Annotated in this window: 24 protein-coding genes; 7 read left to right on the top strand and 17 right to left on the bottom strand. The window is 62.6% G+C overall.

From position 1 onward, the window contains the following. Positions 1-53 precede the first annotated feature (53 nt). From L1O02_RS24455 to L1O02_RS24440, 4 genes are all read right to left on the bottom strand, one after another. A complete protein-coding gene (locus L1O02_RS24455) occupies positions 54-1,007 on the bottom strand; it encodes a hypothetical protein (RefSeq protein ID WP_060837826.1) in 954 nt (317 codons plus the stop codon). Positions 1,008-1,024: 17 nt separating this feature from the next. Next, positions 1,025-2,740, bottom strand: a complete 1,716-nt coding sequence (locus L1O02_RS24450) for a proline--tRNA ligase (protein ID WP_060837827.1) — start codon at positions 2,738-2,740, stop codon at positions 1,025-1,027. Between the two features lie 129 nt (positions 2,741-2,869). Beyond that, entirely contained in the window at positions 2,870-4,435 is a 1,566-nt protein-coding gene (locus L1O02_RS24445; protein WP_108544540.1) for an AmpG family muropeptide MFS transporter, read from the bottom strand. 42 nt (positions 4,436-4,477) lie between these two features. Next, positions 4,478-4,831 carry an MGMT family protein gene (locus L1O02_RS24440; RefSeq protein WP_060837829.1) on the bottom strand — a complete coding sequence of 118 codons (354 nt, stop codon included), beginning with the start codon at positions 4,829-4,831 and terminating at the stop codon, positions 4,478-4,480. Positions 4,832-4,990: 159 nt separating this feature from the next. Here L1O02_RS24440 and L1O02_RS24435 point away from each other — a divergent pair, with 159 nt between their 5' ends. Further along, positions 4,991-5,998, top strand: coding sequence for a DUF481 domain-containing protein (locus L1O02_RS24435; protein WP_060842651.1), 1,008 nt, complete (start codon positions 4,991-4,993; stop codon positions 5,996-5,998). A gap of 105 nt (positions 5,999-6,103) precedes the next feature. Here L1O02_RS24435 and L1O02_RS24430 read toward each other — a convergent pair whose 3' ends face one another. Continuing rightward, positions 6,104-6,313 carry a cold-shock protein gene (locus L1O02_RS24430; protein WP_002554837.1) on the bottom strand — a complete coding sequence of 70 codons (210 nt, stop codon included), beginning with the start codon at positions 6,311-6,313 and terminating at the stop codon, positions 6,104-6,106. 352 nt (positions 6,314-6,665) lie between these two features. Between L1O02_RS24430 and dcd the strand changes: the two genes are divergently transcribed. Both dcd and L1O02_RS24420 read left to right on the top strand, forming a co-directional pair. After that, positions 6,666-7,232 (top strand): dCTP deaminase, encoded by a 567-nt coding sequence (dcd, locus tag L1O02_RS24425; protein WP_016965530.1) that lies wholly within the window; start codon positions 6,666-6,668, stop codon positions 7,230-7,232. A 105-nt stretch (positions 7,233-7,337) separates the two neighbouring features. Beyond that, positions 7,338-7,550 carry a hypothetical protein gene (locus L1O02_RS24420; RefSeq protein ID WP_060837831.1) on the top strand — a complete coding sequence of 71 codons (213 nt, stop codon included), beginning with the start codon at positions 7,338-7,340 and terminating at the stop codon, positions 7,548-7,550. Between the two features lie 69 nt (positions 7,551-7,619). On the opposite strand, the gene L1O02_RS24415 is transcribed toward L1O02_RS24420, so the two are convergent. From L1O02_RS24415 to L1O02_RS24385, 7 genes are all read right to left on the bottom strand, one after another. Continuing rightward, positions 7,620-8,384: an ATP-binding cassette domain-containing protein gene (locus L1O02_RS24415; protein WP_060842652.1), complete on the bottom strand. Its 765-nt coding sequence runs from the start codon at positions 8,382-8,384 to the stop codon at positions 7,620-7,622. A gap of 13 nt (positions 8,385-8,397) precedes the next feature. After that, positions 8,398-9,516 (bottom strand): succinylglutamate desuccinylase/aspartoacylase family protein, encoded by a 1,119-nt coding sequence (locus L1O02_RS24410; RefSeq protein WP_060837833.1) that lies wholly within the window; start codon positions 9,514-9,516, stop codon positions 8,398-8,400. Between the two features lie 24 nt (positions 9,517-9,540). Beyond that, a complete protein-coding gene (locus L1O02_RS24405; RefSeq protein ID WP_016965526.1) occupies positions 9,541-10,251 on the bottom strand; it encodes an ABC transporter permease in 711 nt (236 codons plus the stop codon). Beyond that, positions 10,248-10,976 (bottom strand): ABC transporter permease, encoded by a 729-nt coding sequence (locus L1O02_RS24400; protein WP_060837834.1) that lies wholly within the window; start codon positions 10,974-10,976, stop codon positions 10,248-10,250. Before L1O02_RS24400 ends, L1O02_RS24405 begins: the two co-directional genes overlap by 4 nt. Before the next feature lie 56 nt (positions 10,977-11,032). Beyond that, positions 11,033-11,815, bottom strand: coding sequence for a transporter substrate-binding domain-containing protein (locus L1O02_RS24395; protein ID WP_108544542.1), 783 nt, complete (start codon positions 11,813-11,815; stop codon positions 11,033-11,035). A 331-nt stretch (positions 11,816-12,146) separates the two neighbouring features. Then, complete coding sequence (locus L1O02_RS24390; RefSeq protein ID WP_235758874.1) at positions 12,147-14,588, bottom strand: penicillin acylase family protein; 2,442 nt, start codon at positions 14,586-14,588, stop codon at positions 12,147-12,149. A gap of 233 nt (positions 14,589-14,821) precedes the next feature. Beyond that, the gene (locus tag L1O02_RS24385; RefSeq protein ID WP_060837837.1) at positions 14,822-15,463 is read right to left on the bottom strand and encodes a glutathione binding-like protein; all 642 of its coding nucleotides are present in this window, start codon (positions 15,461-15,463) and stop codon (positions 14,822-14,824) included. A 141-nt stretch (positions 15,464-15,604) separates the two neighbouring features. Here L1O02_RS24385 and L1O02_RS24380 point away from each other — a divergent pair, with 141 nt between their 5' ends. Further along, positions 15,605-16,180, top strand: coding sequence for a cysteine hydrolase family protein (locus tag L1O02_RS24380; RefSeq protein ID WP_060841881.1), 576 nt, complete (start codon positions 15,605-15,607; stop codon positions 16,178-16,180). Between the two features lie 36 nt (positions 16,181-16,216). On the opposite strand, the gene L1O02_RS24375 is transcribed toward L1O02_RS24380, so the two are convergent. Genes L1O02_RS24375 through L1O02_RS24360 form a run of 4 tightly spaced genes read right to left on the bottom strand, consistent with a single transcriptional unit; the run spans position 16,217 to position 17,943 of the window. Further along, positions 16,217-16,417: an SEC-C metal-binding domain-containing protein gene (locus tag L1O02_RS24375; RefSeq protein WP_007923047.1), complete on the bottom strand. Its 201-nt coding sequence runs from the start codon at positions 16,415-16,417 to the stop codon at positions 16,217-16,219. 6 nt (positions 16,418-16,423) lie between these two features. Then, entirely contained in the window at positions 16,424-16,909 is a 486-nt protein-coding gene (locus tag L1O02_RS24370) for an LEA type 2 family protein (protein WP_108544547.1), read from the bottom strand. Positions 16,910-16,964: 55 nt separating this feature from the next. Next, complete coding sequence (locus tag L1O02_RS24365) at positions 16,965-17,441, bottom strand: YchJ family protein (RefSeq protein ID WP_060837839.1); 477 nt, start codon at positions 17,439-17,441, stop codon at positions 16,965-16,967. A 4-nt stretch (positions 17,442-17,445) separates the two neighbouring features. Then, positions 17,446-17,943: a DUF6231 family protein gene (locus L1O02_RS24360; RefSeq protein ID WP_060837840.1), complete on the bottom strand. Its 498-nt coding sequence runs from the start codon at positions 17,941-17,943 to the stop codon at positions 17,446-17,448. A gap of 190 nt (positions 17,944-18,133) precedes the next feature. Between L1O02_RS24360 and L1O02_RS24355 the strand changes: the two genes are divergently transcribed. The 3 genes from L1O02_RS24355 to L1O02_RS24345 all read left to right on the top strand — a co-directional run bounded on the left by L1O02_RS24355 (position 18,134) and on the right by L1O02_RS24345 (position 20,103). Beyond that, complete coding sequence (locus tag L1O02_RS24355; protein ID WP_060837841.1) at positions 18,134-18,823, top strand: OmpA family protein; 690 nt, start codon at positions 18,134-18,136, stop codon at positions 18,821-18,823. A gap of 247 nt (positions 18,824-19,070) precedes the next feature. Next, positions 19,071-19,352, top strand: coding sequence for a DUF1145 domain-containing protein (locus L1O02_RS24350; protein WP_060837842.1), 282 nt, complete (start codon positions 19,071-19,073; stop codon positions 19,350-19,352). Next, positions 19,345-20,103: a hypothetical protein gene (locus L1O02_RS24345; RefSeq protein WP_108544549.1), complete on the top strand. Its 759-nt coding sequence runs from the start codon at positions 19,345-19,347 to the stop codon at positions 20,101-20,103. Before L1O02_RS24350 ends, L1O02_RS24345 begins: the two co-directional genes overlap by 8 nt. Positions 20,104-20,160: 57 nt before the next feature. On the opposite strand, the gene L1O02_RS24340 is transcribed toward L1O02_RS24345, so the two are convergent. Continuing rightward, positions 20,161-20,625, bottom strand: coding sequence for a CopD family protein (locus tag L1O02_RS24340; RefSeq protein ID WP_060837844.1), 465 nt, complete (start codon positions 20,623-20,625; stop codon positions 20,161-20,163). Between the last annotated feature and the right edge of the window lie 21 nt (positions 20,626-20,646).

Here is a 20,646-nt window from a genome sequence, read left to right as displayed (position 1 = left end):
TTATTCAGCCGCGGTAGCGCTTTTCGCCGGTAAGCCGGCTCCTACAGGGGATGTCAGTTGCTGCCGGGGTCGGCGACCAGGCGGCCGGCGTTCTTGGTCAGGGACTTGAGAAACTCGCTCTGCAGTTCCGGATCGTTGCGGGTCAGCTCGATCAGGCTCTGCTCCAGTTCGCTGGCTTCTTCTTCCAGGCCCAGTTCCGACAGGCGCTTGACTCGGTGCACCCATTGGCTCACTTCGTCATCTTCCAGGTCGTCGTAGATCAGGGCGTGAGCTTCCACCAGCTTGCCGCGCAGGCTGCTGCTCAGGCTCAGGGACGAGTCGGAATGCACTTCGTCCTGGGCGTCTTCGACACTGATCTGCAACTTGCCGATGTGGTTCAGGTCCTGTTCGGAGAACGGCGCGTCCAGCAGGTTCAAGCGCAGCACACCATTGCGATCGGTGCTCATGTCGTAGGTCTGCTTGCCGGCCTTGACTTGCACCGGGCGCTCGCTCCAGGGCAGGCTCGAATACTCCAGGCGCTTGTCACGCTGGACTTCATCGATGGCTGCCAGGTTCTGCTGGGCCCGACCGTGGGACGGCATGTTCATGAACGGGTTGAGCCCCGACACGCCATAGCTGACCCAGTCCTTGGTGACGCTGTCCGGCAGGTTGCCCAGGGCGAACACATTGACCACGTTGGCACCGACGCCGGCCACCAGTGCTACCGCACCCAGCGGGATCTCGTAGATCTCCCGCCAGGGTTGGTAGGGCGTATAGCGATCGTAGCGGCGGGTGACCTCGAACTCGGTGACTTCGAAGGTCTTTTGCTCGTGGATACGTACCCGGCGTTGCGGCAGCTCAAGCACCTTAGGCTCACCGACATCGATCTGCAGGCTGTGATCGAGCAATTTGCGCTCGATCCGTTCCTCGTGTTCGCTGCGTTGCGACATCTGATTGGCGCAGCCGCTGACCAGCAGGGCGCCGCACAAGGCGGCGCCCCCGAGGCTTAAGGTGTTTCGCTTGAACATGACTTCTCTATCTGGTTTCAGCGACGGATACGGGCTTGGAGGAAGGACAGAACGTCGGCCACGGGCAGCGCTTGCGCCTCGGCTTCGGTACGGCTCTTGTATTCCAGGTTGCCTTCGGCGAGGCCGCGATCGCTGACCACGATGCGGTGAGGAATGCCGATCAGCTCCATGTCCGCGAACTTGATGCCCGGGCTGGTTTTCTTGTCGCGATCGTCCAGCAGTACTTCAAAACCGGCGGCAGTCAGTTCTGCGTAGAGTTTGTCGGTGGCTTCGCGAACCTGCTCGGTTTCGTAGCGCAGCGGTACCAGGGCGATCTGGAACGGCGCCAGGGTGTCGCTCCAGATGATGCCGTTTTCGTCGTTGTTCTGTTCAATGGCGGCGGCCACCACGCGGGACACGCCAATGCCGTAGCAGCCCATTTCCAGGGTCACCGGCTTGCCGTTCTCGCCCAGCACTTCGCACTTCATCGCCTTGCTGTACTTGTTGCCCAGCTGGAAGATGTGCCCGACTTCGATGCCGCGCTTGATTTCCAGGGTGCCCTTGCCGTCCGGGCTCGGGTCGCCAGCGACCACGTTACGCAGGTCGGCCACGGTCGGAACGGGCAGGTCACGCTCCCAGTTGACGCCGAAGTAGTGCTTGTCGTCGATGTTGGCGCCGACGCCGAAGTCGCTCATCAGCTCCACCGAACGGTCGATGATGATTGGTAGTGGCAGGTTCACCGGGCCCAGGGAGCCGGCGCCGGCACCGATGGCGGCACGCAGTTCGGCTTCGGAAGCCATGACCAGCGGGCTGGCAACGCCAGGCTGGTTGGCGGCCTTGATTTCGTTCAGTTCGTGGTCGCCACGGATGATCAGGGCGATCAGCTTGCCGGCTTCTTCGGCATGCACCACCAGGGTCTTGACGGTCTTCTCGATCGGCAGGTTGTAGCCTTCCACCAGCTGGGCGATGGTTTTCGCGTCAGGGGTGTCGACCAGGCGCATCTCTTCGGTCGGCGCCGGGCGCGAGGTTTCGCGCGGCACGGCTTCGGCCTTCTCGATGTTCGCGGCGTAGTCGGAACCGTTGCTGAAGACGATATCGTCTTCGCCGGACTCGGCCAGTACGTGGAATTCGTGGGAGCCGGCGCCGCCGATGGAGCCGTTGTCCGCTTCAACCGGACGGAACTTCAGGCCCAGGCGGGTGAAGACGTTGCAATAAGCCTGGTGCATGCGGTCGTAGGTGACCTGCAAGGACGCCTGGTCGGCGTGGAAGGAGTAGGCGTCCTTCATGATGAACTCGCGACCGCGCATCAGGCCGAAGCGCGGGCGGATCTCATCGCGGAATTTGGTCTGGATCTGGTACAGGTTCAGCGGCAGCTGCTTGTAGCTGCTCAGCTCGTTGCGCGCCAGATCGGTGATCACTTCTTCGTGGGTCGGGCCGGCGCAGAAATCGCGACCGTGCCGGTCTTTGAAGCGCAGCAGTTCAGGGCCGTATTCTTCCCAGCGACCGGATTCCTGCCACAGCTCAGCCGGCTGAGTGCTCGGCATCAACACTTCAAGCGCGCCCGCGGCGTTCATTTCTTCGCGAACGATGGCTTCAACCTTGCGCATCACCCGCAAGCCCATCGGCAGCCAGGTGTACAGGCCGGAAGCCAGTTTACGGATCATGCCGGCGCGCAGCATCAGCTGATGGCTGATCACGACCGCGTCGGAAGGCGTTTCTTTCTGTGTGGCGAGCAAATATTGACTGGTACGCATGGTAGGCCGTTGTCGGTTGCTGAAGACTGGAAGTGACGGAGCATTGTACGGGCGAGTTCCGCTGGCGTACAGGATTGCGCTTGGAAGGGCGGGGAGCGACGGGGAACGGCCCGTAACTCCCGGGATTTTCTAGGATTCTTCGCTCACGGCGGTGCCATTGGCGGGGTGCTCCGGCTCGGGTTTGGGCCCGGCGCGGCGGCTCTCCTGGAACCAGTGCAGGGCGATCAGGATCAGCGTCGGGACCCCGAGTATCGCGGTGATGAGGAAGAAGTCGTGGTAGCCGAACTTCTCCACCATGACCCCGGAATAGCCGCCGATCAGGCGCGGCAGCAACAGCATGATCGAGCTGAGCAGGGCGTACTGGGTGGCGGAGAACTTGAGGTTGGTCAGGCTCGACAGGTAGGCGACGAAAGCCGAAGTGGCCATGCCCGAACTGAAGTTGTCCAGGGAAATGGTGACAATCAGCATTTCCAGGTTCGGGCCCATGTCGGCGAGCATGAGGAACAGCAGGTTGGTGGCGGCGGAGGCGGCGCCACCGATGAACAGGATCGGCAGGATGCCGAAGCGCACGATCAGCAGGCCGCCCATGCCGGCCCCGAGCAGGGTCATGATCAGGCCGAAGATCTTGCTGACCCCGGCGATCTGGTCCTTGGTGAAGCCTTGGTCGATATAGAACACGTTGGCCATGACGCCCATGACCGTGTCCGACATGCGATAGGTGGCGATGAGCCCCAGCAGCAGGAAGGCTTGCCAGCGATAGCGCAGGATGAAGTCGTTGACCGGCGTCAGCACCGGCGCCAGGCCCCGGCGGCCCATGGCCGACAGGCACAGGGCGGTGAGGGTGACATAGAGGATGGCCCGCAGGAACGCCCGGTCTTCCAGCAGCAGGTCCAAAAGGCTCATGCCATCGAAGATCACGCTGGCGAAGTCGGTGTTGTAGAGCTGGGTGAAGGTGGCGGGCACCGAAACCAGCAGCACGATCAGGACGAATACCGAGATCAGCTGGTGAGCGAAGCTGTAGCGTCCCGCGGAGAGTTGGGTGCGCAGTGGCACGGCGGGCTCACGCATCAGCAGGGTGGTGATCAGCGCGGGAATCATCAGCACGCCGAACAGCACGTAGGTGCCGGTCCAGGCTGAATGCTTGTAGCTGAAGCCGGTGGAGCCGAAGCCTTCGGCAAAGAACAGGGCGCCGGCGGTCGCCAGCAGCACCGCTACCCGATAGCCGGACATGTAGCTGGCGGCCAGGGCGGCCTGGCGGCTGTCGTCGGCGATTTCCAGGCGGTAGGCGTCGATGGCGATGTCCTGGGTCGCCGAGGCAAAGGCCACGATCACGGCAATGGCGATCAGCCAGGACAGATGTTTTTGCGGGTCACAGAAGCCCATGCCGATCAGGCCGAGAATCACCAGGGTCTGGGCCAGTACCAGCCAGGAGCGGCGTCTGCCGAGCTTGCCCAGTATTGGCAGGCGCCATTGGTCAAGCAGCGGGGACCATACCCATTTAAAGGCATAGGCCAAACCGATCAGGCTGGCGTAACCGATGGTTTCGCGGGCCACACCGGCCTCGCGCAACCACACCGAGAGAGTCGAGAACACCAGCATGTAAGGCATGCCGGCAGCGAAACCAAGCAGCAACAGCACGAGCGTCGAGGGGCTGGCATAGGCGGCAAGTGCGGCGCGCCAGGTTTTACGGGGCATGGGCTGAAGTCTGCCTCAGATTGCGGAAACAAAGCGCGCACTCTAACCGCTGTGCTCTACCGGGCGCCAGCCATGGCGCTGAATATCCACGCGATTATTCCGGATAGTGATGCCTTCGCCGCGCAGTCTGGCGCGCTGCTCATCGCCTGACGGGCTGCCGGCCGGCAGGCTGATGCGGCCGCCGGCGGCCAGTACCCGGTGCCACGGCAGGCGGGTGTCGGCCGGCAACTGGCTGAGGGTGCGGCCAACCCAGCGCGCGGCGCGGCCCAGGCCGGCCATTTCTGCCAGTTGGCCGTAGCTCACCACCTTGCCTGCGGGAACCTGGGCCAGGGTCAGGTACAGCGCCGTGCGTCGGATTTGCGCCGGGTCCTGCGGGGCGTCGCCGTGTTCGGTCACATTCGCGGTTCCAGATCAATGAAGAGGCGTTGGTCGGTTCAGGGGATGAGGGGTGGATGCATATTGAACTCACTCTCAATACCCGGGTCAGTCCTGACTAAGGCGTGTTCAGCAGGAATAATGCCGTTTTTTTTCGCAAGATCGAGCCCTGTATTACCTATGTTGCCTAGAACGTTGTTGTGTTTCGCGGTGCTCAGCGCCTCCACGCCTGTCCTGGCCGATACCGTCTGGTTGAAGAACGGTGATCGCCTGAGCGGCAAGATCAAGGTTTTCGACGGCGGCAAGCTGTTGCTCCAGACCGACTATGGCGGCGCTATTTCCATCGACTGGAAACAGGTCAAGACCCTGGAAAGCGACCAGGAGCTGTTGGTCAAGCAGGATGCCTACATCGGCGAGAAGACCAAGTCGTTGCAGGCGGCGGAGGAGGGCAAGGTCATTCTTGCCAACGGTGAAGCGCCCAAGACGGTGGAGCTGGCGAGTATCCAGCAGATCATGAAGCCCAGGCCGCTGGTGGAGGACATGGTCTGGAAGGGCAATGTCGATGTCGCCATGGACTACAAGCGTGCGGAGAAGGATACCGATGACTACGACATCGACTTCAAGACGTCGGCGCGCCATGGGGCTTGGCGCCACAATGCGCAGGGTGAGTACAACCGTGAGTTCCAGGATCATGTGGTGACCACGGACAACTGGAGTGCCGAATATGCCCTGGACCGTTTCATCACTGAAAAATGGTTCTGGGAAGGACGCCTGACCTACAAGCGTGACAAGGTCGAGGAGCTGGAGCGGCAGCGGGTCGTGGGTACCGGCCCTGGCTACCAGTTCTGGGACGATGAATTGGGGGCGTTCTCCCTGGGCTCGCTGCTCAACCGTACAGATTACGAGTACGCCGAAGGCGGCAGGGACAACTTCTATTCCCTGGCAATGAAGTGGGACTACAACCGCTATCTGATCGGTAAACGGGTGGAGTTCTTCACCAATGGCGAAGTTGGGCGACCGCTTTCCGGGGTAGCCGACTATGCGCTGGATGCCGAGATGGGGTTGCGCTACAAGGTCACCGACTGGGCGTCGCTGAACCTGAAGGCGGAAAAGGACCTGATTCGCGGCACCAAAGACAGCGATCTGGACAAGACCCGCTACACCGTGGGCTTTGGCGTGGCCTGGTAAACCGGAGCGGCCCGGGCGCCTTTTCAGTAAAAGGCGCCGACAAAAACACCGGGCACAAAAAAGCCCCGCTGTTGAGGGCGGGGCTTTTTACTGGATCAGTACAAGTTAGATAACTTGAACTTCTTCAGCTTGCATGCCTTTCTGACCGCGGGTAGCGATGAAAGAAACCTGTTGGCCTTCTTTCAGGCTTTTGAAGCCGTCGGATTGGATAGCTTTGAAGTGTACGAACAGGTCGTCACCGGATTGTGGAGTGATGAAGCCGAAGCCTTTTTCATCGTTGAACCACTTAACGGTACCGGTTTGGCGATTAGACATGGTGTATCTCCTTGGACAAAGTTAACTGCGACTCAGGAAAAGCCCTGGCCGAGACTGAGTGCAAAGAGCAGGAAAAATTCTTGGAGATGGTTGGATCGAAATTCAACATCGTGTAGAGATTCTCAGTGACACAAGCAGCACAGTGGCGCCACCTTAACCCTTTTTCCTGAACGTGCCAATGGCTAGGGCCAAGGTTTCTCGGTTTTCGTGACTGACGGCCCGTCGTTCGTCGCCGAGCCCTTGAAAATCGTGGTGTCGGGCGAGAAAAACGCCCCGGACTTTGAACCCGACCCCGCGCCCCGGTAAGATGCCTGACCGTTTTTTTTCACCTCGCTATTTCAGGACACCCGCCATGAGCATCAAATCGGACAAGTGGATTCGCCGCATGGCGCAAGAGCACGGCATGATCGAGCCCTTCGTAGAGCGCCAGATGCGTGGCGAAGGCCCGGATCGGCTGATCTCCTTCGGGGTGTCGAGCTACGGCTACGACGTGCGCTGCGCCGATGAATTCAAGGTGTTCACCAACATCAATTCGGCCACCGTCGATCCGAAGAACTTCGATGAAAAGAGCTTCGTCGACATCAAGAGCGACGTCTGCATCATCCCGCCGAACTCCTTTGCCCTGGCGCGTACCGTCGAGTACTTCCGCATTCCGCGCAACGTGCTGACCATCTGCCTGGGCAAGAGCACCTATGCCCGTTGCGGCATCATCGTCAACGTGACCCCGCTGGAACCGGAGTGGGAAGGCCACGTGACCCTGGAGTTCTCCAACACCACCACCTTGCCGGCGAAGATCTACGCCAATGAAGGCGTGGCGCAGATGCTGTTCCTGGAGTCCGATGAAGAGTGCGAAGTGTCCTACAAGGACCGCGGCGGCAAATACCAGGGCCAACGTGGCGTCACCCTGCCGCGCACCTGAGTACGTCCGTCTGACAGACAGCGGGAATTCCTGAGCGGACCCACACTCTATTGGGTGTATTTCCGGTATGCGCAAGGCATGCCGGGCCCAGCTCAGGAGTGCCCCATGAAGATAGATCCGCGAATCAGCGCCACCTTGGCTCAGCTGGAACCCAATCAGGTCGGGCTCTTGGCCTGGACCCTGCTGGCCCATCCGTCCGCCGAGATGGCGGGTGGCATTCCCGGTCAGCCTGACCCGGATACCCCGCAACCCCTTGACCCCCAGGAACCAGGCGAGCCCACCTTGCCCGACGAGCCGCCTCCCGCACCCGTGGCCTGAGCCGGCCTGTCGCCGCTTGACGCCCCGCCCGCGGCAAACCGGTGCGGACGGGAGCGTCGTAGCGGGTCGCTACTTCAGATTGCCACTGAGGAACTGCTGCAGGCGCTCGCTTTTCGGATTGCCCAGCACGTCCTCCGGGGCGCCTTCCTCTTCCACCAGGCCCTTGTGCAGAAACAGCACCTGGCTCGACACCTTGCGTGCAAAGCTCATTTCGTGGGTGACCATGATCATGGTCCGGCCTTCTTCGGCCAGGCCCTGGATCACCTTGAGCACCTCGCCCACCAGTTCCGGGTCCAGGGCCGAGGTCGGTTCGTCGAATAGCATGACCTCCGGTTCCATGGCCAATGCCCGGGCGATGGCCACCCGCTGCTGCTGGCCGCCGGACAGGAACGCCGGGTACTGGCCGGCGACGCGGGCCGGCAGACCGACCTTGTCCAGGTAGCGCCGGGCCCGCTCTTCGGCGTCCTTGGTGCTGACCCCCAGCACCCGGCGCGGAGCCATGGTGATGTTTTCCAGAACGGTCATGTGGCTCCACAGGTTGAAATGCTGGAACACCATCGCCAGGCGTGTGCGGATCCGCTGCAACTCGGCAGGATCGGCCACGTGCATGCCGTGACGATCGCTGACCATGCGGATCTGCTGGCCATCCAGGCTCATGGCGCCGTCGTCCGGGGTTTCGAGAAAGTTGATGCAACGTAGAAAGGTGCTTTTGCCCGAGCCACTGGCGCCGATCAGGCTGATCACGTCGCCGGTCTTGGCCTTGAGAGACACACCTTTGAGCACTTCATTGTCGCCATAGCATTTATGCAGGCCTTCAACGGTCAATTTGTACATGGGGCTTGCATCCTCAAGGCGAAAGTAGATAGCCGCTGCGATAGGCTTCGCGGCCGGCGACATGGGCGATCACCATGCCGGCGGTGGCCATGCGCCGCAGCGAGCGGGCATACAGGAGCCCGGCGTTGTTGCAATGGATAGGGGTGACCCGGTCGTGGATCGGGTCGATGATTTCAGCCACCTGCTGTCCGGCTTGCAGGTATTCCCCCGGCAGTGCGGTGAACACCAGCAGCCCGCCCACCGGCGTTGCTACCGGTTCCACTCCCGCCAGCGGCGTGGCCGGGAAGGGCAGTTCAGGCAAGGGCGGCGCCTCGGCGGCGATGGCACCGAAATGGGTCAGGTAATCGAGCATGGCCTGGCAGTCGAGACGGGCCAGGCCATGATTGACGTCGCCCTGGCCGCGCAGTTCGACGGTGACCGCGAAGCTGCCGGTGGGAATGGCAAAGCGCTCGCCGAAGCGCTGTTGCAGTTGCCACCACAGCAGGCTGAAGCACTCATCGAACGACCAGGCCGCCGAGTCGGTGGCCAGCAGGCAGGCTTCGGCGCCGATGTAGCGGGCCAGGGGCTCGACCTGCGGCCAGGCTTCGGGGGTGGTGTACAGGTGCGCCACGGCTTCGAAGTCGCAATGCAGGTCCAGCACCATGTCGGCGTCGCAGGCCAGCCGTTGCAGGGTCAAGCGCAGGGATTGCAGTTGCGTCTCGGGGCGTTGCCGGGCCAGGGCGTCGGCCAGGTGCCGGCGCACCAGATCGAGGTTGTGCCGGGGGTCGTGATTGAGCAGTCCTTCGACGGCGTTGCCCACCTCTTCGCTGAGATCGACGAAGCCGCGATTGAAGTTCTGCCCGCTCTCCAACTGATAGCGACCCAGGGGTACATCCATCAGTATCTGCTCCAGGCCTACCGGGTTGGCCACCGGCACCAGAACGATTTCATGCCGCAGGCGACCTTCGGCTTCCAGTTCCGTCAGGCGCTGCTTGAGGTGCCAGGCCACCAGCATGCCGGGCAACTCATCGGCATGCAGGGACGACTGGATGTAGATCTTGCCCGCGGCCTGGGTGGGGCCGAAATGAAAGCTGTGGACCTGGCGCGCGGTGCCCGGCAAGGGGGCGAGCAGGTCGTGGATCTCGTGGCGCATTGACGGTTATTCCTGCTGCAAGTCCTAGTGGGTCGGTCCGAGGAAGGCCAGCCAGCGGCGCTCGGCGAGACGGAACAGGCCCACCAGGGTGAAGGTCACGCACAGGTAGATGAGGGCGGCGATGCCGAACGACTGAAAGGTCAGGAAGGTCGCCGAGTTGGCGTCCCGGGCGATTTTCAGAATGTCGGGAATGGTCGCGGTAAAGGCCACCGTGGTGGAGTGCAGCATCAGGATCACTTCGTTGCTGTAGTAAGGCAGCGAGCGGCGCAGGGCCGAGGGCATGATCACGTAGGCATACAGCTTCCAGCCGCTCAGGCCGTAGGCCTTGGCCGCTTCGACTTCGCCGTGGGCCATGCTGCGAATCGCCCCGGCGAAAATCTCCGTGGTGTAGGCGCAGGTATTCAGGGCGAAGGCGAGGATGGTGCAGTTCATCGCGTCACGAAAGAACGCATCCAGCAGCGGTTGCGCGCGGATCGCGGCGATGCTGTAGATCCCGGTGTAGCAGATCAGCAACTGGATATAGAGCGGCGTGCCGCGAAACAGGTAGGTGTAGAACTGCACTGGCCAGCGGATGTAGCGCTTGGGCGAAACCCGGGCGATGGACAGTGGGATCGACACCAGGAAACCGATGCAGATCGACGCCGTGAGCAGCCACATGGTCATGGCCAGCCCGGTCATGTGGTAACCGTCGCTGTAGAGGAAGGGACGCCAGTATTCCTGCAGGAGTTCGATCATCGCACGGCCTCCCGGGCGCCGGCGGCGTAACGCCGTTCAAGTTTGCGCAGGACAAAGTTGGAGGCACTGGTGATCAGCAGATAGATCAGCGCCGCCAGGACCAGAAAGTAGAACAGCTGATAGGTGCTCTTGCCGGCGTCCTGGGCGGCCTTGACCAGATCGGCCAGGCCGATGATCGATACCAGGGCCGTGGCCTTGAGCATCACCATCCAGTTGTTGCCGATGCCCGGCAGGGCGAAGCGCATCATCTGCGGGAAGACCACGAAGCGAAAGCGCTGGCCGCGTTTCAGGCCATAGGCGGTGGCCGCTTCCACCTGGCCCCGGGGCACGGCAAGGATCGCCCCGCGAAAGGTTTCGGTGAAATAGGCGCCATAGATGAAGCCGAGGGTGATCACCCCGGCGCTGAAGGGGTTGATCTCGATGTATTCCCACTCCATGAAGTCGGTGAAGGAGGTCAGCCAGGTCTGCAGGCTGTAGAAAATCAGCAGCATCAGCACCAGGTCCGGCACGCCGCGGATCAGGGTGGTGTAGAGCTGGGCCGGAATCCGTAGCAAGGCCATGCTGGAGAGTTTGGCGCTGGCGCCGATCAGGCCGAGCAGGACGCTGACCAGAAGCGACAACACCGACAATTTGATGGTCATCCAGGTGCCTTCCAGCAGCAGGGGGCCGAAACCCTTCAGGCTGAAGGCGGAAAGCCCCAGGTTTTTTAGAAGTTCTTCGAGCATCGATCAGTGACCCGTAGCGATAAAAAAGGCGCCCATCGAGGATGGGCGCCGACAGGTTATTTACCGCTGTAGAGGTTCAGGTCACCGAAGTGTTTTTTCTGGATGGTGGCGTAGGTGCCATCATCGTGTAACGCTTTGATACCTTTATCCAGGAGCGCTTTCAGCTCTTTGTTACCTTTCGAGATACCGACGGCGGTCTTGGCCGGCAGCAAGGGGTCTTCCACCGGCTTGCTGACTTCGTAGTCCGCGCCCTGTGGCGATTTGAGGAAGCCCAGCTCGGCTTGCAGCATGTCCTGAATCGAGGCGTCCAGGCGCCCGGAGGTCAGGTCGGCGTAGACCTGGTCCTGGTTCTGATAGGCCTGGGTCTTGACCCCGGCCTTGTCCAGCACGGCCTTGGCATAGGCTTCCTGAATGGTGCCCTGCTCGTAGCCGACGGTCTTGCCCTTGAGCGTGGCGGTGTCCGCGCTCAGGCCCGAGCCCTTCTTGAACACGAACGAGGTGGGGCCGGAGAACAGCTCGCTGGAGAAATCGATGACTTTTTCACGGGCTGGGGTAACGGTCATGGAAGAGATCACACCGTCGAACTTATTGGCCTTGAGGCCGGGAATCATGCCGTCGAAGTCACTTTCGACCCATTTGCACTTGACCTTCAGCTCGGCGCAGATGGCGTTGCCCAGGTCGATGTCGAAGCCCACCAGGCTGCCGTCGGCGGCCTTGGATTCGAAGGGGGCATAGGACGGGTCGACGCCAAAGCGCAGTTCCTTGTATTCCTTGGCCAGCGCGGAGCCGGCGGCCATGCAAAGAGCCAGTGCAGAAAGGGTCAGCAATGCTTTTTTCATTATTCAATCCCTAAGAACCAATATGAGCGCTTGTGGCGCATGAGTACTGTTACTGGAACGCATAAGACATATTGAAAGTAGCAATTTCCGAACCAGAGTCCCGAACAAGTGTTTTAAAACCGTTGGCAGGTGTCGGTGTCAGGGGCGGCGTGCGCTCAAGTGGGGCGTGTTTTGGGGCGGGCGCCAATAGGGTGCAAGGTGCGCGGTTGATCGCGGGAGGCGCTGGCTTGGGCATCACGCTGGCGCGTCATGCCCTCGGCGGGGGCGGGCTGTTCGTTTTGGGGCAGGCCCGCTTGCACCGGATGGGCAAGCGGGTGGCAGGGCCAGGCGCTTACTTGCCCGGCACCAGGGTCAGACGGGTCTTGCCGTAGCTGCGTTCAAAGTTTTGCGGTTGCATCGGGAAGCTCAGGTACTGGGCCTTGAGCCAGCCGTCGATGCCATTGGCGTAGTTCGGGCTCACCGGGTTGCTGGATTGGCCACTGCTGTTGAGGCCCATCAACGGCTCGCTCAGCGCGAAGTCGACGACGAAACGCAGGGCCGGGGTCGTGGTGATGGCAAAGTCCTGTCCCCAGCGATAGCCGGCGCTGTTGACGGTGTTCTGGTCGCCACCGGCCTGCAAGGGACCGCGTATCGCCTGGCCACTGTTGTTGGTCCAACGGTAGCTGTGCAACTTGCCCCACTGCCAGGCCTTGCGGTCCGTGCCCAGCAGTTGCTCGCCCGAACTGATGGCCGCCGCCAGGCTGCGGGCGATAATGGCCGGCTTGTCCTCTTTTTGCCGGTTCCGCGAGTCGCCCCAGAACGGGCTGTCTTCGCGGCTCAGAAGATGGTCGGCCTGGGCCGAATAGGACAGGCCCGCATTGGCAACGAACGCCTGCCAGGCAATGCCGGGCTCCGGACCGAGCTGTTTGAGGAAGGTCTGCTTGGCGCTTTCCTGGAGGAACAGTTCGTAGAGCGCGGCGTCGGCAGAGCCGGCAGTGAGCTTGCCGTCGAACGCCATCAGCCGGCTGTAGGCTTCCCGAGCCTTGGCGCGGTCTGCCTCGGGCAGGGTGTCAATGGCGTTTTTCAGCGGCTGGGCCATGCCCGGCGCCTCGAACATCTTTTTCAACTTGGCCGCGAACAGGGTGGTCTGGTCGTACTGCAGGGCAATCAGGCTGCGGTTGTCCTGCTTGCCGCCAGACAGCAATTGCCCGATGCGCTCGGCCCGCTCCGGCGCCTCCCAGGAGTTGGACAGCTGCATGCCGTAACCGCGGGAGATGACCCGCTGATTGGCGGTGGCGATCCAGCCTTGGGGCGGGTCCTGGTCATAAGGGTGGAGCATCGGATCGGCATAGCCATCCCAGTCATAGCGTCCGTCCCAGCCGGGAGACGGCAGCAGGCCTTCGCCTTCGCGGCGGTTGGGGAAGCGTCCGGTGACCTGCCAGCCGATGTTGCTGGCATCGGCATAGACCATATTCAGGGCAATAGCGCGAATCTCGCGGCTGGCGTCGGAGGCTTTCTCCACATTCTGTGCCCGTGACAGATCGAAGAACGCATCCAGGCTCTTGTCGTCCTTGAGCTCCGGCATTTGCAGCGCCACGCCGTAGCCACTGTCCAGGGCATTGTTGGCGTTGATCCCCAGGGCGCTGTTGAGCAGCGGACCGTGGCGGGTTTCGTACACGGCTTCGCGAATCGGCCGCTGGCCTTTGACGAAGTAGGTCTCGTTGCGAACGATGACCGGCTGCCATTTTCCGTTGTTCTGGTAGTACAGGGCATTGCCCTGGCGCTTGAGTTTTTCCAGGAACAGGTCCTGGTTGTCGCCCATCGCCGAGCTCATGCTCCAGGCCAGCTTGCCGTTGAACCCCTGCAGAATGGCCGGTAAACCGGCGATCGAGGCCCCGGCCGCCTGATATTTCGGTGCGCGGATCTGTACGTAGTACCAGGCACCGATCTGGCTGTCGCTGGCCAGCAGGCTGCGACCGCTGCGAGCGCGCTGCGGGGCGACGGCCAGGTTGCTGCCGGCGGTGACGCCCAGTGAGTTGAGGGTCGACATCTGCTTGGCGGCCAGGCTGAGCTCGCTCAAACCCGGCACATACAATGCCAGCCCCTTGAGCTTGTCGGCCTCGGCCATGGGCAGCGGCTCATCGGGGTAGCTCGGGGTCAGCCAGGGCAGTTTGTCGCTGCCGACCCTTTGCGCCAGTACCAGGCTGTTGATCTCTTCCAGCAGATTGGCCGACTGGCCGAAATTCAGCAGGCAGAAGATCAGTGCCGAGTCTTCGGCCTTCCAGTATTCAGGAATGTAGCCACGGGCGGCGAGGTCTGGCGGCAGCTTGTCGCGGTAGCGGAACAGGTAGGCGTTGACCCCCCGGGCGTAGACCTCGAAGAAGCGCTTGATCCGTGGCGACGAGGCCTTGTACAGCTCGTCGGCGCTTTTCTTCAGGTTTACCGCGCGCATCAGGCGGTCGACATCCAGCGCCTCGGCGCCGGACATCTCTGCCAGGCGGCCCTGAGCCAGCAGGCGCAGGGTGACCATTTCGCCGATGCGGTCGCTGGCATGCACGTAGCCCAGGGTGAACAGCGCGTCATGGAAACTGTTGCTTTCGATCAGCGGCACGCCCACGGCGTTGCGGCGCACGGAGACGTTCTGGGCCAGGCCCTTGAGGGGCTGCACGCCAGAGGTCGGGGGCAGGCTGTTCTGCGAGTTCCAGGATTGGCAACCGGCCAGGCTCAGGGCACCGGCCACAGCCGCGGCAACGCCGAGCCGGGGAAGAAAATGTGAAAGGGCTGGCGAGGCCATGGTCAAGCTCCTGCGGGGGGTAACGTCGATAAAGGCGCTACGTTAGTGAGCAGGCGAGTGCCGCGCAAGCGGGGGCGGGAGGTATTTCTTGAAGGCGCTGCAAATAGCCATCGCCGGCCCTTCGGCCGCGGCCAAAGCACACAGGAGCCGGCTAGTGGGCGAACAGGTCCTGGCGCCTGGCCTTGGAGCTTGCGGACGCCTTCGCTGGCAAGTCGGCTCCCGCAAGGCGAGGTTCAGATGGCGGGATTGACCTGCTCGACCAGGGCATAGGCCCGTTCAGTGGCCGGTCGGGCCTGGATGCTGTTGAACCAGCGATGCAGGTGCGGGAAGTCCTCGAGTTTCTGGCTCTGCTTCTTGTACGAAGCGATCCAGGGGTAGATCGCCATGTCGGCAATGCTGTAGGTGCTGCCCGCGACGAACGCGCGGTCCGCCAGGCGTCGGTCCAGCACGCCGTACAGGCGCGCAGTCTCATCCACGTAGCGCTTGATGGCGTAGGGGACTTTTTCCGGGGCAGCGTGGCTGAAATGATGATTCTGCCCGGCCATCGGTCCCAGCCCGCCCATCTGCCAGAACAGCCATTGCAGGGTTTCCTGGCGCCCGCGCAGATCCTGGGGCAGGAACTGGCCGGTCTTTTCCGCAAGGTAGAGGAGGATCGCGCCGGACTCGAACAGCGACAGCGGCTGGCCGCCATCGGCGGGTTGCGGGTCGACGATGGCCGGAATGCGGTTGTTCGGGGCGATCTTCAGGAACTCGGGCTTGAACTGTTCACCCAGGCCGATGTTCACCGGGTGCAGGGTGTAGGGCAGGCCGGCCTCTTCGAGGAACAGGGTGATCTTGTGGCCGTTGGGGGTGGTCCAGTAATACAGGTCGATCATGCAGTGCTCCAATTGGAATGTATCCGTACGTTATGGACAGCCAATGCCGGCATGAGGTCGTCCTGTTTGCCCTCGATGGCTTGCCTGAATAGGCATGTGATGCTCAAGTGCATCGAATTCAATGACCGCAGCGGAGAAAATATGCCCCTTTCGGCCAGCACCGCACTGATGCTCATCGACCAGCAGCAAGGCATCCTCGAGCCCCGGCTCGGGCCGCGCAACAACCCCGAGGCGGAGGCACGCATGCTTGAGCTGCTGGCTCACTGGCGGGCCCGCGCTTGGCCGGTGATTCATGTGCAGCACCTGTCGCGCTCCCGGGACTCGGTGTTCTGGCCCGGGCAATCCGGGGTGGAATTTCAGCCGCGCTTTCGTCCCCAGGACGGCGAGTGGCTGATTCGCAAGCAGGTGCCGGATGCGTTTTGTGCCAACCCGCTGGAAGCGGATTTACGCCGGGAAGGGATTACGGGGCTGGTGATGGTCGGTGTCGCCACCAACAACTCGGTGGAGTCGACGGCGCGCACCGCAGGCAACCTGGGTTTTGCGGTATGGGTGGTGGCCGATGCCTGCTACACCTTCGACAAGCCCGACTTTGCCGGTCGGGCCCGTACTGCCGAGGAGGTGCATGCCATGTCGCTGGCCAATCTGCAGGGCGAGTACGCCACGGTCCTGAGCCAGGAGCAGCTCCTGGCCGGGGAGGCCGGGCAGTGTTGCCGCTGACGGCGTAGCGCCCTGGCAGCCCGGCCTGCGCTCAGATCAAGCGCCGTGGCACTTCTTGAACTTCTTGCTGCTGCCGCAAGGGCAAGGATCGTTGCGGCCGACGTCTTTCAGCGCGTTGCGGACCGGCTCCTGGTGCGCGTGGTTGCAGTGCGGGCCGTGAACATGGCCATGGTCGTGATCGTGATGGTCATGATCGTGGTTGCAGTCAGGGCCATGGACATGAGGTTGCTGGGTCATTGCGGGTTACTCCGGAATAAAATCGCCGGGAATTATCACGCCATTGCGCTTCAGGTGCACGTCCTTGCCGATGAATAATCCGATTTCCAGTTCGCCTTCCAGGCGATAGGGAATGGGGTGTTCAGGCTTGCGCAGCAGTTTCACCACGTCGCGGATCTGCGGCCAGAGGTTGGTGCGCACCGGCACCTTGAACAAGCGGCTGCTGTGGGGCGAGACGGTGAACCAGTGTTCGTGCTCGCCCTCGCTGAGCAGGAAGCGCTGCAGATAGACCCGGTAGGTCAGGCGGCGCACGGTCAGGTCGCTGTCGTTGGGGTTGTCCACCCGCAGGTGCAGGGTGAAGCGCTGTTCCAGCAGATTGGCCTTGACCACCTCGACTTTCACCAGATGCACCGCGGGGTTCAGTTCCTCCTCGGTGAACCAGGACACGCACCCCGACAGGCTCAGCAGTCCGAGCAGGCAGAGGGTTCGCAGGATGCGCAGTTCACCGATCATTGCAAGACTCCCTTTGAATTCCCCGGGCCCGTCCTGGGCCTGGGGCATTCCCGGTTCAGCGGGTGAAGTAGCTGGCGCAGCACTTCTTGAATTTTTGCCCGCTGCCGCAAGGGCAGGCGTCGTTGCGCCCGGCGTTCAGCGGCACCGTCGGATCGATGAAATACCAGCGTCCCTGGTTCTGCACGAAGGATGACCGCTCACGGTGGCTGTGCTCGCCCTGGCTGTCGTGCCAGCGCGCGGTGAAGGTGACGAAGGCATGCTCCGGCTGGCCACCGAAGACCTCCGAGCTCTCCACTTGCAGCCCCAGCCAGGTGCTTTGCGCACTCCATTCGCTGATGGACTGGCGATCCAGGCCGGCCTGCTGCACCGGCAGGGTCGTGGCCAGCAGGTAATCCACCTGGCCCAGCACATAGGCGCTGTAGCGCGAACGCATCAGGGCCTCGGCGCAGGGCGCGGGATGGCCGGCATGGTAGTGGCCGCAGCAGGCATCCAGCAGGTTGCCGCTGCCGCAGGGACAAATCGAGGCGCTCATCGTGTTACCACCAATACTTTCCAAAGTTCTCCGGGTTCGCCCAGAAGCGTGAATTGAGCCAGTCGGGCACCTGTTTGTATTCAAGCAGATCATAGGTAAACAGGGTCAGTACCTGCTGTTCCCGCTGGAAGCGTTCGCTGGCCTGCAGGGCCAGGGAGAAAAAATCGGTTTCCTGCCAGCCGCAGGCGGACAGGTCGGCCAGTACCGCAATCCGACTGGCATTGAGGTTGCGGATGCCCCCCAGCAGGTTCAGGCCGTCGCGCTTGGGCAAATGCTCCAGGCAGTCCACCGCCAGGGCCAGGTCGAAACGCCGGGCCGCCAGTTCCGCGGGTAGGGGGCCGGGCGCTGCCTGGGCGACCTGAGTGCCGGGGTGGGCTTCCTTGAAGGCCGTCAGGGCCGGGAAGTCGCTGGCGCCGATCAGCAGCAGCTGTTGCGGTGCATAGCGATCCAGCAGGGCCGCCAGGGCCTGCTGGGGTGTACGAGTAGAAATGCCGGCGCTCATCTTAGCTCCTCGATCAGAACGCCCAAGACTAGCGTGCCGCCACCTTCGGGCCTAGAGCGGTTCACCACTTATTGCGCGAGGTTCCCGTGTTTACGGGGTGAAAACGGCGCTGGCCGACTGCTGGCGCAGATCATTACCGGGGTCTTTACTCCGTGAATCGGCCTTGAGCCGATCCCTCAGGAGAAATCAGATGAGCATCATTCGGACGGCAGTACCCTTGGTTCTGTTAACCAGTGTGTTGACTGGTTGTGCAGGTTTGCAGAAAACCGACTGGCCGATCTGCGCCGCGGTGGGCGGTGTCACGGGCGCGGCGCTGGGCGCCACCGAAAGCTCCTCGTGGGCGGGCGGTGGCGCATTGCTGGTCGGTGGCCTGGCCGGCGCCTATTGCTGGGTAAAAGGTGATGGCGACGAGGACGGCGATGGTGTGCCGGACAGCCGTGACAAGTGCCCACATACCCCAAGGGGCGTGAAGGTCGATGCCAACGGCTGCCCACCACCGCCACCCGTGGTGGAAGAGGTGGTAGTGGTCAAGGAAGAAACCATTGTCATTCGCGATGTGTACTTCCATTTCGACTCGGCCAAGCTGACCGAAGCCGACAAGTCCAAGCTCAACACCATCGTCACCCGCCTGAAACAGGAGGCGCCGAGCGCGCAACTGCGAGTGACCGGCCACACCGACAGCGTCGGCAGCGACGCCTACAACCAGAAACTCTCGGACAAGCGTGCCCACTCGGTGGTGGAGTACCTGATCAGCAACGGCATTCCACGCAACAGCTTCGTCTCGGTGACCGGCGCGGGTGAAAGCAAGCCGGTGGCGGACAACAAGACCGCCGAAGGCCGAGCCATGAACCGTCGCACGGAGATTCAGATCAACCGCTGAAACCTAGACCTGCGCGGCGTGACTGCCGCGCAGGGTCGTTTCGGCTTCCGGCTCCGGGCGTTGTTGATAAGGCTGGCGCTGGTCTTCTCCTGGGTCTCGATGCGTCCGCCGAGTTCGGTCGTGGCAGGCGATCCTCGCCGATCGAGGGGCTAAACAGAGCCTTCGGGAAGAATTTTCATCCTCCTCTGGCGTCCCCCCGGGATAAGTCGTTACTGTGCGCGCAAAGAATAATTCACGAGGGGAGCGTATGAAGTTCTTGTGGGGGATGGGTAAGTTTCTGACCTTGGTTTTTTGGCTGGTGGTGCTGATCAATCTGGCCAAGCCATTGATCAATCCATTGCACCTGCTGGTGAATCTGGCGGGCAGTCTGCTGCTGTTGACCCATCTGCTGGAACTGCTGCTGTTCAACGGCAGCCTCAAGGACCGTCCGCATCCCTGGCGTGATCGTTGGCAAATCCTGCTGGTGGGCATCTTCCACCTGCAAACCCTTCCCGCTGCTGTTCCTGCTGTCGAGACCGATCATGCGTAAGCTCTGCCTGCTGGCCCTGTTCTGCAGTCCCCTGGCCGTGGCCCAGGTGGTGCAGGTCGAAAGCAACTCCTTCATGCGCCTGCCCAATACCACCAGCACCCTGCAGCTGGAGCGCCTCGATGTGGCGGACTACGGCACCTTGCTGATTCCGGCCAATGTCACCGAGCTCAAGGTCGACGAGCTGCACCTGGGGCGTGAGGCGCGCATCGCCATCGTGCCGACCGGGCAAAGCCTGCAATTGCGGGTCCAGCGTGCGCAGTTGGACAGCGGCAGCCAGATCAGCTCCCGCGGCGCGCCGGGCACCTATGAAAAGGCGCCCAAGCCGGGGCGCAATCTGAACCTGCGGTTCGAATCCCTGAAGGCCGAGACCTTGTCGGTGGACGCTCGAGGCGGTGCCGGTGTTCCCGGCTATGTCGGCCTCGACGGCGCCAATGGCCAGGAGCCGGGGTGCACCTGGGGCCAGGCCGGGCGCGGCGCCGATGGTGACAACGGCGGCGACGGACGACCCGGGGCGGCGGGCGCCCAGGTCCGGCTCGAGTTGCCCCGCGACTTCCCAGGCGAGCGGATCAAGGTGCTGGTCGATGGCGGTGCCGGTGGCCTGGCCGGTGCCGGAGGCAAGCCGGGGGCCGGGGGCAAGTCCAAGGGCTGCCTGGTGTATCGCACCGACGGCGGCAAGAGCGGTCGTCCCGGCGCCCAAGGCCAGCCAGGGCCGGCGGGAGAAGCCGGCACGCTGACGGTCCAGCGTTTGTAACAGCGGCCTTGAGGCCGCGCTTTCCCAGTCGCCCGCTCCTGTAGCGGGCGCTTGCTTTCAGAAGGTCGGCCGGGCCGCGGCCAGGGCCACCAGCACCAGGCCGATGATCAGGTTGCTGCCCACCAGCCGGCGGATCTTGCCCAGCGCCGCGGCGCCAGCGGGCCAATCCTCGGCGGCCAGCGCCTTGCGCAGCTCCGGCAGTTGCAGGGACTGGATGCGAATGAACAGGGCGGTCATCACCAGATACAGCCCCATCATGATCTGCACATACTTGGGCGCGGTTTCAAAGCCGCTGAAGCGCAAATGCAGCAGGCCGATACCGCTGATCGGCAACAGCACCACGGCCAGCCATACCCAGACGAAAAAGCGCGGAAACACCTGGGCCCACAGCTTCAGCCGTGCGGGGCCTTCCAGAGCGACCACGGCCGCGGGGCGCAGGACCATCCAGGCGAAGAACATGCCGCCGACCCAAACCAGGGCGGCCAGCACATGCAGGGTGTAGGCAAGGGCGAAAGGGGTCATTCGGGTACTCCGTTCTGCGCG

Origin of the sequence: Pseudomonas sp. BC42 (assembly GCF_021560055.1) — a bacterium.
GTDB lineage: Bacteria > Pseudomonadota > Gammaproteobacteria > Pseudomonadales > Pseudomonadaceae > Aquipseudomonas.
The sequence above is the reverse complement of the archived record's forward strand: the minus strand, read 5'-3'. Positions and strand labels throughout refer to the sequence as shown.